Source organism: bacterium Scap17 (genome assembly GCA_013376735.1).
Lineage (GTDB): Bacteria > Pseudomonadota > Gammaproteobacteria > Pseudomonadales > Halomonadaceae > Cobetia.
In genome coordinates this window covers 635,634-653,082 of sequence record VINJ01000001.1, presented here as the reverse complement: position 1 = coordinate 653,082, position 17,449 = coordinate 635,634, and the positions used below count along the sequence as shown (strand labels likewise).

Below are 17,449 nucleotides of genomic sequence, written 5' to 3'. Positions count from 1 at the left end.
AGCGGTCCTTGCCACATCCCTGGCTGTCAGGTCCGGCCTTCTTTATACGTTCCGCGCCCGCCAAGAGCCAGCACAGGCCACGTGGATTCGCGCAATGTCCTGCTTCAACCGCAGCGTTTCAGCAGCACGCTGCCGGCACTGTAGCCTGCCCCGAAAGAACACAATACCCCAAGGCTCCCCGGCGCCAGATCCGCATGATGGAGGTGGAAGGCGATCACCGAGCCCGCGGAGCTGGTATTGGCGTAGCGATCGAGAATGATCGGCGCTTCCTCGCTCGACGGGTCACGCCCCAGCACACGCCGCGCGATCATGTCGTTCATGTGGCGGTTGGCCTGGTGCAGCCACATGCGATCAAGATCACCGCCGTCTGCCTCGATCTCGCCCAGATGGGTGGTGATCAGCTCGGCCACCATCGGGCAGACCTCGCGGAAGACGCGCCGACCTTCCTGGATGAACAACTTGTCATCGGCCTTTACACGATGGCTTGCGCTGTCGAGTGTCATCGCGGATGCCACGTCGTCCTCAAGCACCGCCGTGCGATTGAGGAAGCCGAAATTGTTGCGTATCGCGTTGGAGAAGCGCGTCACCAGACGCGTGCCGAGCACCTCGAAGCCATCGGTGCGCGTGGCGACATCCGCGGCTTCCAGCACCACGGCCGTGCAAGCATCCCCGAAGATGAAATGGCTGTCTCGGTCGCGGAAGTTGAGATGCGCACTGCAGATCTCCGGATTGACCATCAGCACACGCTTGGCACTGCCGCTGCGAATCGCGTTGGCGGCGGTCTCGATGCCGAAGGTGGCGGAGCTGCACGCCACGTTCATGTCGAAGGCATAGCCACCGGCCTCAAGCGCGGCCTGCAGTTCCACCGCCACCGCCGGATAGGGGCGCTCGAGGTTGGAACAGGCCACGATGACCAGATCCAGGTCCGCGGCATTGACGCCCGCCGCTGCCAGTGCTTCACGCGCGGCCGCCACGCCCATCTCGCACTGCACCGAGGGCTGGTCATTGGCGCGCGCCGGCAGGCGTGGGCGCATGCGCTCCGGGTCGAGAATGCCCTCGGCATCCAGCACGTAGCGGCTGTGGATACCCGAGGCCTTGACGATGAATTCGCCGCTGGACTCGGTACGCGCCTCACGCTCACCACGCGCGATGGCGTCGGCATTGGCGGCATTGTCCGCCGCCACCCAGGCATTGAAGGACGCCACCAGTGCCTCGTTGCTGATGGCATTGGGCGGCGTGTAGAGCCCGCTGCCGGTGATCAGTACCCGATGATTGCCGCTGGCGCTCATGGACTGACCGGCGTTGGCGTGTTGCGTATCGGCAGCGTGAACATTGTCATTGTTTGGCATGCATCCACTCCTGACAGTGCTATCCCGCGGGATATCACCAGAATTGAGCGGGGCACGATCCGGTACCGCGTCGTCATGCCCCATGTTCAGTGTACGCTGTCTCGGCGATTCCAGACGCCCGAGTCAGCATTTGTCGAGCGACCACAGTGAATGCTTAAACAGCATTTCCTGTATGCAGCTTGGGCCATCCCGCCTCGGCACGCCTCCACGTACCGGTCACGCAAGACTCTGATGCCACACACAACGTCCTGGCGCTGCCCCAGCCAAGGCCGAGCCTCAGCCAAGGCAGAACTTCAGCCAAGACAAAGCTCAGCCAAGACAAAGCCCAGTCCCAGGACATCAGCGGCGCGCCATCAGCTCCTGCCAGCGCTTCTCGAGGCGCTTGGCGGAGACAGTCTCCAGGGTGCCGAGCTGCTGGGCAAACAGCGAGACGCGCAGTTCCTGCAGCCACCAGCCGAACTCTTCCAGCTCCGCATCCGGCAGCCCCTGCTCGCGCGCCTTGCTCAGGCGGGCATCAAGGCGGGATTCGAAGCCCTTGACCTCTTCCATGTCACGCTGGTCGCGCATGCGCTCACGCGGTGCCTTGTCGAGACGGATCAGCATCGCCTCCACATAACGCGGCAGCTGATGCAGCCATTCACCGGAGGCCTGGATGAAGCCCGGCGTGATCAGGCGCGCCTGCTGGGCCTTGAGATCAGCCACCACCAACGCCATCGAGAAGTCGATCTTGCCCTTGAGACGCTTGGAAAGCTCCAGATGCTGCTTGAGCGCGGCTTCCAATGGCTTGAGCAGCGCCTCGGCGTGCGGCACCAGCTCGGCCCGCTTGTCATCGAGACGCGCCTGCAGCTCGCTGCGCGAACGCGGCAGCGGCTCGACGGCCATCACCTGCTCGAAGACGCCGTAGATGAAGTCATCCGCCAGCTGGCGACGCGTGCCGACCTTGGCGAACAGCAACGCACAGCGCTCCAGCGCCTTGAGATCACGGTCCAGATAGCGCACCTGGTCCGGCAGGCGTGCCATCGCCAGACGCGTGATGCCATCACGGTGCGCGGCGGCGGCCTTGGCCGGATGATCGAACAGCTCCACGCTCAGATTCTGCTCGACCTGAGCCGTCGCGCTGGCAGGCGCATGGCTGGACGGCGCGCTGTTCTTGCCGGTCTTGCGCGCCAGCTTGCGCTGCTTGGCACTCATGCCGCCGTCGGCAGGCGCCGCCGCCTTCACCACCAGCGCCGGATAAGCCTCGACGCGGATGCCTGCCTGGGTGGTGCTGTGCGAGGTGGCGATCGGCGTCTCCGGCAGATCTTCCAGCACTTCGCTGTCGGCTTCACGGCTGCGGTTGGCCATCGCCCGCGCGGCGGCCGCGGCCGAGTCCTTGAAGCGAGCTTCCAGCGCTTCGAGATCACGCCCTTCGCCCAGCACCTTGCCGTCCTGATCGACGATACGCAGGTTCATCTTCAGGTGCGGTTCCAGCGTTTCGGGCGCCCAGGCATCCTGCGGCAGGCGCAGGCCAGTCTTGACGCGCATGAACTCGGCCAGCGCATCGGTCAGCGGCACGTCGTCCGGGGTCAGCGCCTCAAGTGCGGCATCGACCCAGTTGGGAATCGGCACTACCTGCTTGCGGTACTGCTTGGGCAGCGATTTCATCAGCGCGATGGCCTTGTCACGCAGAAGCCCCGGCACCAGCCATTCGATGCGATAGCGTGGCAGCTGCGAGAGCATCGCCGCCGGCACGATCATCGTCACGCCGTCATCCACCGCACCGGGCGCGAAGTGATAGCTCAGCGGGTAGGCGACGCTGTTGTGGTGCAGCTGCTCGGGGTAGCGCGCGACGGTGACTTCCTCGGCGTCGCGCGCCATCAGGTCGTCGAGATTCAGATGCAGGACATCGGGATTGTTGCGCTCGGCCTCCTTGCGCCACCTGTCGAAGCTGCGCCCGTTGTAGATGCCTTCCGGAATCCGCTCGGCATAGAAGGCGAACAGCGTCTCTTCGTCGACGAGGATGTCTCGCTTGCGCGCGCGGTCCTCAAGCTCACCAACCTCATCCATCAGGCCGCGATTGTGGGCGAAGAACGGCGCACGGGTCTGGAATTCGCCCTCGACCAGCGCACGGCGAATGAACAGCTCGCGGGACTCCTGTGGCGCCAGCGGGCCGTAATGCACCTTGCGCGCGGTGACGATGGGCAGCCCGAACAGGGTCACCTGCTCACTGGCGACCACCTGGGCGCGCTTCATCTCCCAGTGCGGCTCGCTGTAGCTGCGCTTGACCAGATGCTCGGCCAGCGGCTCGACCCACTCGGGCTTGATCGCCGCGACCTGACGCGCGTAGAGCTTGGTGGTCTCGACCATCTCGGCCGCCATCACCCACTTGGGCGACTTCTTGGCCACACCGGAACCCGGGTGGACGAAGAAGCGTCGGTTGCGCGCGCCGAGATACTCGCGATTTTCCTGCTTGAGGCCGAGATTGGAGAGCAGCCCGGTCAGCAGCGCGCGATGCAGTGATTCGTGATCGATGGCCACCGACGGGCGGCGGCCCTGCCCCGGCGAGGCCAGTACCCGCGCGGTGACCTCGGCCTGCGCCTCGGCGTCGCGCTCTTGCTGGGCGCTGGTCATCTCCAGCCCCAGGTCACGCGTCAGCTGCTTGAGCTGACGGAAGGTGTCATGCCACTCGCGCAGGCGCAGATAGTTGAGGAAACGCGCCTTGCACCAGCGGCGCAGCGGGTTGGCCCCCAAGGCATCACGCGCCAGTTCGAAGCCTTCCCACAGATTCAGCCAGCTGACGAAGTCGGAGTTGTCGTCATCCCACTCGTGGTGGATCTGATCGGCCTGCTGGCGCTTGTCGGCGGGGCGCTCGCGCGGGTCCTGGATCGACAGCGCGCTGACGATGATCAGCACTTCGCGCAGGCAACCGCGCGAGGCGCCCTCAAGCACCATGCGCGCCAGACGCGGGTCGATGGGCAGACGCGCCAAGGTGCGGCCATCACGGCTCAGACGGTTGTGTTCATCCACCGCGCCCAGTTCGCGCAGCAGGCGGAAGCCATCGGTGACGAAGCGCGAATCCGGCGCATCGACGAAGGGGAACTTCTCGATGTCACCCAGCTTGAGCGACAGCATCGACAGAATCACCGAGGCCAGGTTGGTGCGCTGGATTTCCGGCTCGGTGTATTCCGGGCGCGCGAGGAAGTCCTCCTCGCTGTAAAGGCGGATGCACAGGCCTTCGGCGATACGCCCGCAGCGGCCCTTGCGCTGGTTGGCGCTGGCCTGGCTGATCGGTTCCACCGGCAGACGCTGGATCTTGGAGCGATAGCTGTAGCGGCTGATGCGCACCAGGCCCGGGTCGATCACATAGCGGATGCCCGGCACGGTCAGCGAGGTCTCGGCGACATTGGTGGCCAGCACGATGCGGCGGCCACGATGCGGCTGGAAGACGCGGTTCTGCTCTTCGTTGGAGAGGCGCGCGTACAGTGGCAGCACCTCGGTATCACGCAGCTGGGCGCGACGCAGGGTGTCCGCGGTGGCGCGGATCTCGCGCTCGCCGGGCAGGAAGATCAGCACGTCACGCGGGCCCCGCATCCAGCCCTTCTCGCGCTCGATCAACGACAGCTCTTCCACCGCGCGCAGGATACCTTCCTGCAGGCTGAGGTCTTCCTCATCCTCGGCGTCGCGCACCAGTGGCAGGTACCGGGTCTCGACCGGGAAATTGCGCCCGCTGACCGAGACGATGGGCGCCGGCGTGCCATCCTGGGCCGCGAAGTGCTGACTGAAGCGCTCCACGTCGATGGTCGCCGAGGTGATGATGATCTTGAGGTCCGGGCGGCGCGCAGTGAGACGCTTGAGATAACCGAGCAGGAAGTCGATGTTCAGACTGCGCTCGTGGGCCTCATCGATGATGATCGCCTCGTAGCGGCTCAGGTCCGGATCATGCTGGGTTTCCGCCAGGAGGATACCGTCGGTCATCAGCTTGACCAGCGTCGACGGGCCGGTGGTGTCGTTGAAGCGCACCTGATAGCCGACCGTCTCGCCGAGCGTCGTCTCGAGCTCCTCGGCCAGACGCGCCGCCACCGAGCGCGCCGCCAGACGACGTGGCTGGGTGTGGCCGATCAGGCCATTGCGCCCCAGCCCCATCTCCAGACAGAGCTTGGGCAGCTGGGTGGTCTTGCCCGAGCCGGTCTCACCGGCAACGACCACCACCTGATGCTCGGCAAGCGCGGCGAGGATGTCTTCGCGACGCTCCACCACCGGCAGCTCCGGCGGATAGTTGAGCGCGGCGGGGGTCTGCCAGCGGGCCAGTGCCGTCTCGCGCGCGGCGCGCTGGGCGATGCTCGCCTCAAGGCGGCTCTCGATGTCGTTGATGGCACGATCGACCGGCTTGCCTTCCTTGAGACGCCGCCGCAGGCCAGCCAGGCGCTTGCCCAGCTCGCGCTGATCACGGCTCAGGGCGCGTTCAAGGCGAGCCGCGAGGGCTTCAAGACGCGCATGTTCGGACGGTGCGGTAGCGGTGTCGCTCAAGGACTGCCTCTTCTCAACCAGCGACCACACGCCACGCGCGCAGCCGGAAACTCTCGGGAATTCAGCCTCACGCTCGCCTGCACGAGGCAGCAAGCCATGACACCTGAATGACAAAACGGCCCGTCAACAAGTGACGGGCCGTCCATTGTAGCCCTGCGCGTAGCCGCGCCCAACCTTGGCGGCGCTTGTCCCCTGCCCCGCCGCCGATTCAGCGCTGTCCTCAGTACTGTCCTCAGTGCTCGCGTAGCGGCGTATTGCCACCGCTCTCTTCGCTGTCGCGCAGCTCACGACGCAGCACCTTGCCGACGTTGGTCTTGGGCAGTTCATCGCGGAATTCGACGAAGCGCGGCACCTTGTAGCCGGTCAGCTGCTCCTTGCACCAGCTGCGCAGGCTGTCGCGATCCAGATCCGGGTTGCTGGAGACCACGAACAGCTTGATCGCCTCTCCGCTCTGCTCGTCCGGCACGCCCACTGCCGCCGCCTCGACGATATCCGGATGGCCGCTGACCACGTCCTCGATCTCGTTGGGGAACACATTGAAGCCGGAGACGATGATCATGTCCTTCTTGCGATCGACGATGCGCACGAAGCCATCCTGTTGGATGACCGCGATATCGCCGGTGCGGATGAAGCCCTCTTCATCCATCGCCTCACGCGTGGCATCGTCACGCTGCCAGTAGCCCTTCATCACCTGGGGGCCGCGCACGCACAGCTCGCCCGGCGCATCACGCCCCAGCGTCACACCATCGGCGTCCACCACCTTGAGCTCGGTACCCGGCACCGGCTTGCCGATGGTGCCCAGCTGCAGCTCACGCGGCGGATTGAAGCTGACGATGGGCGAGGTCTCGGTCATGCCGTAGCCCTCGGCGATCGGGCAGCCGGTGACGGCTTCCCAGCGCTCGGCCGCGCTGCGCGTCAGCGCCATGCCGCCGGAGATGGTCAGCTTGAGACTCGAGAAGTCCAGCGCCTTGAAGTCATCACGCTGGCATAGCGCCGAGAACAGCGTGTTGAGGCCGACGAAGGCAGTGAACGGTGTCCTGCCCAGTGTCTTGATGAAGCCATCGATATCGCGCGGATTGGTGATCAGCACGCTGTGATTGCCGCTCTCCATGCTGTAGAGGCAATTCACCGTGAAGGTATAGATGTGATAGACCGGCAGCGGCGCGATCAGCACCTCCTGGCCTTCATTGAGCACGTCACTGATCACGCCGCGCGCCTGCAGCATGTTGGCGACCAGATTGCGGTGGGTCAGCATGGTGCCCTTGGCAACCCCGGTGGTGCCGCCGGTGTACTGCAGCGCGGCGATGTCCTCGGGCTTTCGCGTGACACGCGTGTGCGAGAGCCCCGCGCCGCGCTTGAGCACCTCACGCAGGCCGTGTGCCTCGGGCAGGTGGTACTTCGGCACCATCTTCTTGACGTAGCGCACCGCCAGGTTGATCAGCGGACGCTTGGGAAAGTCATGCAGGTCACCTATCTCGGTGATGATGACCTCCTCGATGTCGGTACGCTTGAGCACCTTCTCGAGCTTGTCCGCCATGTTGGCCAGAATCACGATGGCACGTGCACCGGAATCATGGAACTGATGCTGCATCTCGCGCTCGGTGTAGAGCGGGTTGGTGTTGACCACCACCAGACCGGCGCGCAGCGCGCCGAATACCGCCACCGGGAACTGCAGCAGGTTCGGCAGCTGGATGGCAATGCGATCACCGGGCTCAAGGCCGGTCTCGTGTTCCAGCCAGGCGGCGAAATTGCGCGACAGGCGGTCCACATCGGCGTAGCTGAGCGTCTTGTCCATGCAGCTGAAGGCCGGACGGCTGGCATAGTTGGCGCAGCTGGCCTCGAAGACCTCGAGAATCGAGGGGTAATCCTCGAGACCGGACAACGGCTCACCGCTGAGAATCAGGTTGGCGTCCCCGGTCACGGGGCCAGCGGGATCAGACGCCTTGTCGGCTTCCGGGTCTGCCGAGGCGTTGGCAGGATTGGCATCATGCATGGCTTGGGCTCCATGACTGCATTCGTCTGCTGGATCGTGGCCGGGCGCGGCGTCTTTCACTGGCAGCCACAGGCGAGAATTCAGCACTTGTTGTTATCAGGGCGTCACGCCCACATGTGAACAATGACATGAATGACGGCGTGATGGGAAAAGGTCGGCGCGACAACGCGCGCGCAGGTGCCGGCAACGCACCGGCGACACCCCGGCAGGAACCTTCAGGGCCGCCGAGCTTCACCTTAACCAGTCACGCCAATGATGTAAAACGACCGATTGAAACCATCGTTCACATCAGAAAAAGTCTTGTTGAATCAGATCACTACTCTTGTACGACCTTGGTCAGAGGCTAGCCTCGACTGCCAACCTAGCCATGTCGTTATGCGCTTCAGGCCTTTGAGTCGCGCTCGGCTAGCCCTTAACCTTATGCTCATACAGTCGCGACAGCCGCTGCTGAGCGTCATCACTTCACTCAAGCAGCGGGCATGCTCGCTGTCTAGCCGCCAGATACCCAGAGGACCTCGCATGGCCAGGATCTATCAGGACAACTCGCAAGCCATCGGCAATACGCCGCTGGTCAAGATCAACCGCCTCAGCAGCCATCCACGCCTGTACGCCAAGGTGGAAGCCCGCAACCCGGCGTTCTCGGTCAAGTGCCGTATCGGTGCCAGCATGGTGTGGGACGCCGAAGAACGCGGCGTGCTCAAGCCGGGCATGGAGATCATCGAGCCGACTTCCGGCAACACCGGTATCGCGCTGGCCTTCGTCGGCGCGGCGCGTGGCTACCCCGTCACCCTGACCATGCCTTCCTCGATGAGCATGGAGCGCCGCAAGGTGCTGAAGTCCCTCGGCGCCAACCTGGTGCTGACCGATCCGGCCAAGGGCATGCAGGGTGCCATCGACAAGGCCTGCGAGCTGCAGAAGGCCGAGCCGGAACGCTACTTCCTGCCGCAGCAGTTCTCCAACCCGGCCAACCCGCGCATCCACGAAGAGACCACTGGCCCGGAGCTGTGGGACGCGCTGGACGGCGAAATGGATGTGCTGGTGGCGGGCGTCGGTACCGGCGGAACCATCAGCGGCATCGCCCGCTACTTCAAGACGGTGCGCGGCCTGTCACTCGAGGCCGTGGCGGTGGAGCCGGCAGAATCCACCATCATCACCCAGCGCATGCAGGGCGAGTCGATCACGCCGGCCCCGCACAAGATCCAGGGCATCGGTGCCAACTTCATTCCCGACAACCTGGACCTGACGCTGATCGACCGCGTCGAGCCGGTCGCCAGTGAAGACGCCATGGCCATGGCGCGTCGCATCATGCAGGAAGAAGGCATCATGTGCGGCATCTCCTGCGGTGCGGCGATGACCGCGGCGCTGCGCCTGGCGGAAGACCCGGCCTACGCCGACAAGTCCATCGTCGTCATCCTGCCGGACAGCGGCGAGCGCTACCTGTCCTCGCCGATGTTCGCCGGCATGTTCGACGACGTCGAAGGCTGAGCCTCACGCATTGACCAGGCAAAAGCCGCAAACACGAAGGGCCGCAATCGCGGCCCTTCGTGTGTCTGGCGTTCAATTTCTTTCTGCGTCGCTCAGCGTCAGCGACTCAGCCAAACGTCAGCGACTCAACCAAACGTCAGCAGCTCAAGTCAGACGCCAGCCAATCCGGCTTGAGGCGCGCGGTCGCGGTGCGATCGACCGCTCCGTTCTCGGCCTGCTCCTGCCCTGGCTCTTCCTGGCTCAGCGGCAACTCGCCACCAAGACTGGCGACCAGCTCGCCTTCGCGGAACACCACCAGCTGACCCGGAAGCAGGCGCTGCCACTGCTCGTTGTCGGTGAGCGGATCGGTGGCGATCACCGAGACCACATCGGCATCGGTGGTGTGCTGCTGGAAGTCGACGCTCATCTCGAAGTCGGTGAGACTCGCCTGCCCGAAGGGCGCGCGGCGCGTGATGTGCGCCAGCCTGGTGGAGCAGTAGGCGTAGAGATGCACGCCATCGGAGAGCAGCAGATTGAAGACGCCAAGCCCGCGCAGACGCTCGCACTGGGCGTGCAGATGCCGCCACAGGTCTTCGCACCGGGCCGGCGGATTCGGGAAGGCGCGCCGGATCTCGCCGAGCAGGAAGCAGGCAGCGTGCTCGCTGTCCGTACTGCCCACCGGGCGGTAGTACGGCAGGGGCAGTGCCTGCCAGTCCGCCAGCTGACCGTTGTGGGCATAGCACCACTGCCGACCCCACAGCTCGCGCGTGAACGGGTGGGTATTGGCCAGCGTCACCTGGCCGACATTGGCCTGGCGAATATGGCTGATGACCATCTGCGACTTGATCGGATAGTCGAGAATCATGCGCGCGATGGGCGAATCCACCGACGGATGCGGGTCACGGAATTCGCGATAACCGCCCTCTTCGTAGAAGGCGATTCCCCAACCATCGCGGTGCGGACCAGTACCACCGCCTCGCTGCAGAAAACCGGCGAAGCTGAAGCAGATATCGGTCGGCACATTGGCACTCATGCCGAGCAGTTCACACATGGGGTTCCTCCCGCTGAGTCGGCTTGCGCGTCATGCGACGCACCAACATGATCACTACCAGCAGGCCGATCACACCGGCAACGGCGTAAGCGATCATGCGGCTTTGCGGTGATTCTGCCTCACGTTTGGCAAAGTCCGAAGCTCCTTCGAACCACTGACTGATCAACGCAGGCACCTTGTCGATGGGCAGGCGGCCCTTCACCAGCAGGTCATTGAGGTCTTCCTTCTCCTCTACCGCCTGATCCAGGCCCTGAATCTCACCGAAGGACTCGCCCTCGATGGGCGAGCGGTCCAGATTGGCGGCACGCCGCGCCGCATTCTCGTTGAGGGTATAGGGCGCCAGGTCGATCACCCGTGAGCTCCCGCCCAGTGCGATGCGCGCACTGATCTGCACATCGGCACTGACGTCACGCTCCAGCGGCGGCAGTTCGATACGCCAGCGACTCTCGCCCGCTTCCGCCACGCTCAACGGCTCACCCTGCAGCGTCGCATCCAGCTGGGTATTGGCGGTGTTGAGCAGCGGATGACGCGCGCTGACCTCCAGCGCGCTCGGCGGCGTCGAGTTCTGCGCATTGCCACCGATCGGCTCGACCAGCAGCGGGTCGACCACGCTGGTGCGCTGACTCAACTGACGTGCAAAGGGCGCGCCATCGCGCTGGCCCTCGATGGTCAGCGTCAGGCGAGCACCACCCGGTTGCTGCGGTGGCGGCATGTTGACGCTGAACTGCGCGCCGTCACGCTCAAGACCGCGCTGCTGGGCGCTGGTCACGGCTGCCGTTTCTGCTGACATGCCACCCTCGTCTTCCGGCACCAGACGCGCATTGCCGTCCAGCGTCGCCAGGAAGTCCTGCTCAGCGACATCACGTGCGCCGTCGACCAGCGAGGCTGAGAGGGAATAGCCAAAGCCGCGATACAGCGTGGCCGGCAGCGGGCGCGACACCAGCGCCAGGTCTGACACCACGGTGATGCGGCTGTCGACGCCCACCTGCCCTTCGATACGCCACTGCCCGGCCTCGGGGTCGGTCACGGTGATCAGGTCATAGCGCGGCTGATGTTCCCAGCGCACGCCCTCGGGCAACGATGCCTTGTCGGCCAGCGAATAGCGCTGACCATCCGGTGCGATCAATATCGGCGCGCTGTCATCGGGGCCGTGGAAGACCAGCGCCGTGAATTCCTCGACGCTGCCATCGATGGTGAAGCGCTTGTCCTCGAGCGGCACCAGCTCGCCGGGCACGATACGGTCGAGCGCCCCGAGGAAGGCACGCAGCAGGTCTTCCGGGGTCTCGGCGACCGTCGCCAGCCCGCCGGTGCCATCGGCGACCTGCTGCAGCAGATCGATATCGGCATTGCGCGACAGCGCGACGGTATGCACCGTGATGTTGTGCGCGGCAAGCGTCGGCGTCAGCTCATCGGTGATGCGCTGGCGCGAGGCGCTGTCCGAGGCGGCCTTCTCGCTGCTCGGCTCACGCAGGTCGACCATGCCATCGGAGAGTAGAATGATCTGACGCGGCCCCTGGCCATCGATGCTCACATCGGCGCCTTCGGCGGCGGCACGCAGGCCCGCCTCGAGGTCAGTGTACTGCTCGTAATCGTCCAACCGCCCTTCCAGCCCGCGGGCCGCCTGTTTCCAGCCCGCATCGACCGCGCCCAGCGCCAGCAAGGGCTGTACCTGCTCACCGAAGCCCCACAGCCCCGCACGCGAGCGCTCCGGCAGCAAGGTGACCAGCAGGTCCAGCGCACTGGCGCGCAGATTGGTCGGATCGTTGTGCTTCATGCTGCCGGAGACATCGATCGCCATGCGCAGGTCAGGCGCAATGTCGCGCGCCGAGCCACTGGCTGCGTTCGCGTCACTCGCGACATCCCGGGCCACGAACGGCATCTGCTCAGCCTGTTCGCTGGCCGACTCATCTACCGGCCCACTTACCGGCTCGCTCATCGGCTCACTTGCCGAAGCGTTGGCCGCTGACGACGCCTGCTCGGCGAAGGCCGAGGGCGACGCGAGGCTGATGCCCGCCAGCATCAGGGCCGCCAGCCAGCGCGCCCCCGCAACCTTGGCGACAGGGCCGAATGAAGAGCCGGATACATGCCCTGGTGAACGGACTGGCTCAAGAGACGAAGTGACAGCTACATCACGGGGCATGACAGATCCTTAGTCCACGCTCGGACAATGCACGGCTGGCGCTGATCGAACGACGCTCGATCAGAGCGACGGTTCCTGACGGTCGCGGCCTGCGCGGGTACGCGCCGCCGCACGGGCCGAGGTGCCACGTTTCTCGCTGCGCAAGCTGGCGCCAGCGGCGTGGCCCTCGCGCACTTCCTCATCCTCCTGCTCATGGGCATGAGGCTGGCGGCGCTGCTGGGCGGCGCGGCGACGCTGTTCACGCCCGCGTCCCAGCCACCAGATCACCAGACCCAGCACCACACCGGCCCCGATGCCCAGCACCAGCATGCCGAAGGCCGAGGCCATGCCACCACCATCCTTCTGTATCACGCTGACGGCAAAGGCCACGATGGCTGGCGCAAGGCCGGTGTAGGCATCTTCCGCGACGCTGGCCGTGACGTGAAAACTGGTCGGCACGGCGATCATGCCGGCGATGCCGCCGACGAGGATCCAGCGCAGGAAACGCGGCAGTATTCGCACCGCCATATAGCCGGTAAACAGCACTACCGCTGCCAGGCCAAAATAGATCAGCCACATCTGCGGCAACGAATCGGAAATCATCATGCCCTTCACTCCTGTCATAACATCCTGTCGAGACTGACATTCAGAGGGGTGCCTGTCCTGTGCAGAAGCACCCGACACCTCAGTTCAGCCATCGAGTCATCCCATCATCGGGAGCCACACGTTGCGTGGCACCAGAGGCTGCGCATTCATCTCTCACGGCGGCGATGCCTCCCATGAGGCAAGGGCTTGCGCACGCTGTGGGACAGGCTCAATGTTACACTCCATGCCCGCCCGACACACTCGAGCACCCCACTTTCACGAGGTAGCCATGCCCGATAGCCCCGTCCAGCGCCATTATCGTGCCGATGACCCCGAATGGCACTGGCTTGAAGAACGCGACACGCCAGAGGTCACCACCTTTCTCACGGCGGTCAACGCCGAGAGTGATCGCTGGTTCGCACCGCTCGCGCCGCTGAGCGACGCCCTCTATCACGGCCATCTTGCGCGCCGCGAACTGGCCGTCTCAAGCCTGGCCGAGGCACTGGATCACTACGTCTATTGGAGCGAGACCGCGGCAGACGCCGACTATCCGGTCTGGTGGCGCCATGCGATCGGCGCCGACCCCGCCGATACCCGCCAGCACGAATGCCTGCTGGACCTGCAGAGCCTGTCGCGCCATCACGACTTCGTCGAACTGGGCGAGATGGCCATCTCCCCGGATGAACAGCAACTGGCATGGACTCTGGACACCAGCGGCGACGAGGTGTTCAGCCTGCGTCTTGCAACACTGAACGCGACGGATGGCGACTCACGCAACGCCGGCCACGATGACGAGTGCCTGCTGGAGGATATCGGGCCGGACCTGGTGTGGGCCGAGGACGGCCAGCATCTGCTGTTCACGCGCTATGACAGCACCCAGCGCCCCTTCGAGATCTGGTGTCTGAATGTCACGAGCCGCGCCGAGACGCTGCTCTACCGCGAGGAAGACAGCGAATTCTGGGTCGGCATGGGCAAGACCCGCTCACGCGCCTGGCTGATTCTGGAAACCGCCTCCAAGGACACCAGCGAGACCTGGTTGCTCAAGGCCGATGCCCCGCTGGATGAGATGCGCCTGGTGCGCGCCCGCGAGACCGGTGTCGAGTACGGTGTCGACCACCGCCCCGGCCACTTCTATGTGCTGCACAACAGGCAAGCGCCGCACTTCCAGCTCGATATCGCCTCCGAGCATGCGCCCGGCGACTGGCAGCCGCTGATCGCCACCCGCGATGAGGTGACGCTGGAAGGCGTCGAAGCCTTCAGCTGGGGGCTGATGGTCGATGAACGCGATCACCGTCAGGCCCAGGCATGGCTGCGCGTGATCGAATTCGAGGGCACGGCACAGACACAGGCGATCAGTCGCGACGAACGCCTGGCCATGCCGGAACAACCTCTGAGTCAGGGGCTGGGCGACTGCCCGCATTTCGACGCTCGCCGCCTGCGCATCCGCGAGGAAAGCTTCACCACCCCGCCGAGCTGGATCGAGCTGGACCTCGACACGGGTGCGCGCCGACTGCTCAAGCGCCAGACCGTGCATGGCGATCTCGCGCCCGAACAGTTGATCAGCCGCCGCCTGTGGGCGACGTCCAACGATGGCGAGCAGGTGCCGGTCTCGGTGGTGATGCGTCGCGACCTGTGTGATGACACGGGCCGTCCCCACGCCCCGCTGCCGGTGTTGCTCTACGGCTATGGGGCCTACGGCGAGACGCTGGACCCGTGGTTCTCGATCGCCCGTCTGGAACTGCTGACGCGCGGTGTCGCCTTCGCGGTCGCCCACGTGCGGGGGGGCGGAGACCGTGGCGAGCCCTGGTATCTGGCCGGCAAGCTGGAACACAAGGAAAACAGCTTCAACGACTTCCTCGCCGCGCGTGATGCGCTGGTCGAGCACGGCGTCGGGGCCGCGGATCGCATTGCCGCCTACGGTGCCAGCGCCGGTGGTCTGCTGGTCGGCGCCAGCCTCAACAAGCGCCCAGAGGCCTTCTGCGCCGCGGTGCTCGATGTGCCCTTCGTCGATGTGCTGCGCACCATGGAAAACCCGGAGCTGCCGCTGACCACCGCGGAATACACCGAGTGGGGCAACCCGCACGAGAACGAGGCGCGGCGTCGCATCCGCGCCTATTCGCCGCTGGACAACCTGAGCGCCGCGCCCTATCCGCCGCTGTTCCTGCAGGGCAGCTGGCATGACACCCGCGTGCCCTACTGGGAGCCGGCCAAGCTGTATGCGCGTCTGCGCCAGATGGACTGCACGCCGCATCCGGTGCTGTTGCGCACCGACATGAGCGCCGGACATGGCGGCGCCTCGGGTCGCTTCAAGGCGTGGCATGACAATGCGCGCCAGGACGCCTTCCTGCTGTGGGCGCTGGGCGTGTGCGAGAAAGCTGACGGCAATGAGGCCACGCGCGACAACGACTGAGGTGCCTGTGCTTGCGTGTCTTTCGCACAGCGCTGTGACTGTCGGATAGCACCCTGAAAGCCGCATACGACAAGGCCCCCGCCGGTTACCCGGCGGGGGCCTTGAGTTTCTCGTCAGCTCAAGGTAGCACTACTGACCTGACGAAGGGTGCAGCATGACTGACTCAGCGCGGATCGAGCTTGGCCAGCTTGGTGGCGATACGATCACCATAATCGGCATCCGCCTGACGGAAGTGCGCGATCATCTTGTCCTGGACCACGTGGCTGACGCCAACCATGGTGCCGGCGATGACGTCGGTGATGCGCGTCTTCTGGCCTTCGTCGAACAGACGATAGAGGTTGCCGGCCTGGCTGTAGTTATCCTCATCGCTGTTGTCGTGATAGCCCATCCAGGCGTTCTGCTCCAGCGGCATCGGCGGCTCGGCGACGGTAGCGTCCGGCACCGGGGCGCCCTGGTCAGCACGCTCGTTGGGATAGAAGTTGGTGCGTGAGTACTGGCCACCTTCCTTCGTCTCTCCCGGCACGCCCTGACCGGCCTGGCCGCCCAGCGGGCCGCCACCGTGGCCGGTGACCGGGCACATGCCCGCCATCACGCCATCACGCTGGTAGTGGTTGACCGGGCAGATCGGACGATTGACCGGCAGCTGCTCGGCGTTGGCACCGACACGATAGCGGTGTGCATCGGCGTAGGCCCACAGACGAGACTGCAGCACACGGTCCGGCGAGGCGCCGATACCCGGCACGAAGTTGGACGGCGAGAAGACGGACTGCTCGACTTCCGCGAAGTAGTTCTCCGGGTTGCGGTTGAGCTCCATCTTGCCGATCTCGATCAGCGGGAAGTCACCATGCGGCCACACCTTGGTCAGATCGAACGGGTTGATGTGGTAATCACGTGCCTGCTGCTCGGTCATCACCTGGATGTTGACGGTCCAGCTCGGACGCTCGCCACGCTCGAGGCGGGTGAACATGTCGTGCTGGTGGAAGTCCGGTGCGACCTGTGCCGCTTCGTCATCGGTCAGTGTCTCGTGGCCCTGATCGGTCTTGAAGTGCCACTTGACCCAGACGCGCTCGCCCTTGTCGTTCCACAGGCTCAGCGTGTGCGAGCTGTAGCCGTTCATGGTGGTCAACGACTTCGGGATGCCGCGGTCGGACATCAGGATGGTGACCTGATGCAGCGCCTGCGGATGGTTGGCCCAGAATTCCCAGCGGTTCTGCCAGTCGACCATGTTGGTGCGCGGGTCTTTCTTCTGGGTGTGAATGAAGTCAGGAAACTTGGACGGTTCGCGGATGAAGAACACCGGCGTGTTGTTGCCGACCATGTCCCAGTTGCCTTCCTCGGTATAGAACTTCAAGGAGAAGCCACGCACGTCACGGGTATTGTCGCCGCTGTCCTGGCCACCGGCCACGGTGGAGAAACGCGCCAGCAACGGGGTCTGCTTGCCGACACCCTGCAGGAAGCGGGCGATGGTCAGATCAGACAGGTCACGGGTCAGGGTGAAGGTGCCGTAGGCGGCAACGCCGCGGGCGTGGACGACACGCTCCGGAATGCGCTCACGGTTGAAGTGCGCCAGCTTCTCGAACAGACGCCAGTTGTCGAAGGTCAGTGAACCATTCGGGCCCGCTGTCTGGCTGATGTCATCGTGAGGCACCGGGGCGCCGTTACCTGTGGTATAGCGTGGAGTCTGGGACATGTAGACGTTCTCCTGTCAGGTAGAAAAAAGCGCTATCAAACTCGACTGGCAAGGCCAGATACTGCTGATGTCACATTTTCATGCGCTGCTTGATGTGAAGGCCTGCAGCCCATTGTCGGATCGGGTCGGGGCCGATGCCTGCCCGGCATGTGCTGGCTTGTGACCCCTTGATGCCTATTTACCTTACGCATCTGATGAATCCAGCGATAATCAATTACCAGCATGCCTTCGATAATCAGCCCCTATCACCGAGCCTATCAACCCCTCTCAGCGGCGTGAACC

General features: G+C 64.7%; 9 protein-coding genes. 2 read left to right on the top strand and 7 right to left on the bottom strand.

The genetic code is table 11. The features are described from left to right. Positions 1-104 precede the first annotated feature (104 nt). From FLM52_02800 to FLM52_02790, 3 genes are all read right to left on the bottom strand, one after another. The gene (locus FLM52_02800) at positions 105-1,289 is read right to left on the bottom strand and encodes a beta-ketoacyl-ACP synthase III (protein NVN54733.1); all 1,185 of its coding nucleotides are present in this window, start codon (positions 1,287-1,289) and stop codon (positions 105-107) included. A gap of 399 nt (positions 1,290-1,688) precedes the next feature. Continuing rightward, complete coding sequence (gene hrpA / locus FLM52_02795) at positions 1,689-5,855, bottom strand: ATP-dependent RNA helicase HrpA (protein ID NVN54732.1); 4,167 nt, start codon at positions 5,853-5,855, stop codon at positions 1,689-1,691. A gap of 232 nt (positions 5,856-6,087) precedes the next feature. Then, complete coding sequence (locus tag FLM52_02790) at positions 6,088-7,848, bottom strand: AMP-binding protein (GenBank protein ID NVN54731.1); 1,761 nt, start codon at positions 7,846-7,848, stop codon at positions 6,088-6,090. A 519-nt stretch (positions 7,849-8,367) separates the two neighbouring features. On the opposite strand from FLM52_02790, the gene cysK reads away from it, so the two are divergent. Further along, positions 8,368-9,333 carry a cysteine synthase A gene (gene cysK, locus FLM52_02785; GenBank protein NVN54730.1) on the top strand — a complete coding sequence of 322 codons (966 nt, stop codon included), beginning with the start codon at positions 8,368-8,370 and terminating at the stop codon, positions 9,331-9,333. A 136-nt stretch (positions 9,334-9,469) separates the two neighbouring features. Here the strand turns inward: cysK and FLM52_02780 are convergent, their stop codons facing one another. The 3 genes from FLM52_02780 to FLM52_02770 are packed head-to-tail and all read right to left on the bottom strand — an operon-like array spanning position 9,470 to position 13,088. Continuing rightward, positions 9,470-10,363, bottom strand: coding sequence for a class II glutamine amidotransferase (locus tag FLM52_02780; protein NVN54729.1), 894 nt, complete (start codon positions 10,361-10,363; stop codon positions 9,470-9,472). Then, positions 10,356-12,503: a VWA domain-containing protein gene (locus tag FLM52_02775; protein NVN54728.1), complete on the bottom strand. Its 2,148-nt coding sequence runs from the start codon at positions 12,501-12,503 to the stop codon at positions 10,356-10,358. Before FLM52_02775 ends, FLM52_02780 begins: the two co-directional genes overlap by 8 nt. A gap of 60 nt (positions 12,504-12,563) precedes the next feature. Continuing rightward, positions 12,564-13,088, bottom strand: a complete 525-nt coding sequence (locus FLM52_02770; GenBank protein ID NVN54727.1) for a hypothetical protein — start codon at positions 13,086-13,088, stop codon at positions 12,564-12,566. Between the two features lie 223 nt (positions 13,089-13,311). Here FLM52_02770 and FLM52_02765 point away from each other — a divergent pair, with 223 nt between their 5' ends. Then, positions 13,312-15,477, top strand: a complete 2,166-nt coding sequence (locus FLM52_02765) for a S9 family peptidase (GenBank protein ID NVN54726.1) — start codon at positions 13,312-13,314, stop codon at positions 15,475-15,477. Between the two features lie 163 nt (positions 15,478-15,640). Here FLM52_02765 and FLM52_02760 read toward each other — a convergent pair whose 3' ends face one another. Beyond that, entirely contained in the window at positions 15,641-17,167 is a 1,527-nt protein-coding gene (locus FLM52_02760) for a catalase (GenBank protein ID NVN54725.1), read from the bottom strand. Between the last annotated feature and the right edge of the window lie 282 nt (positions 17,168-17,449).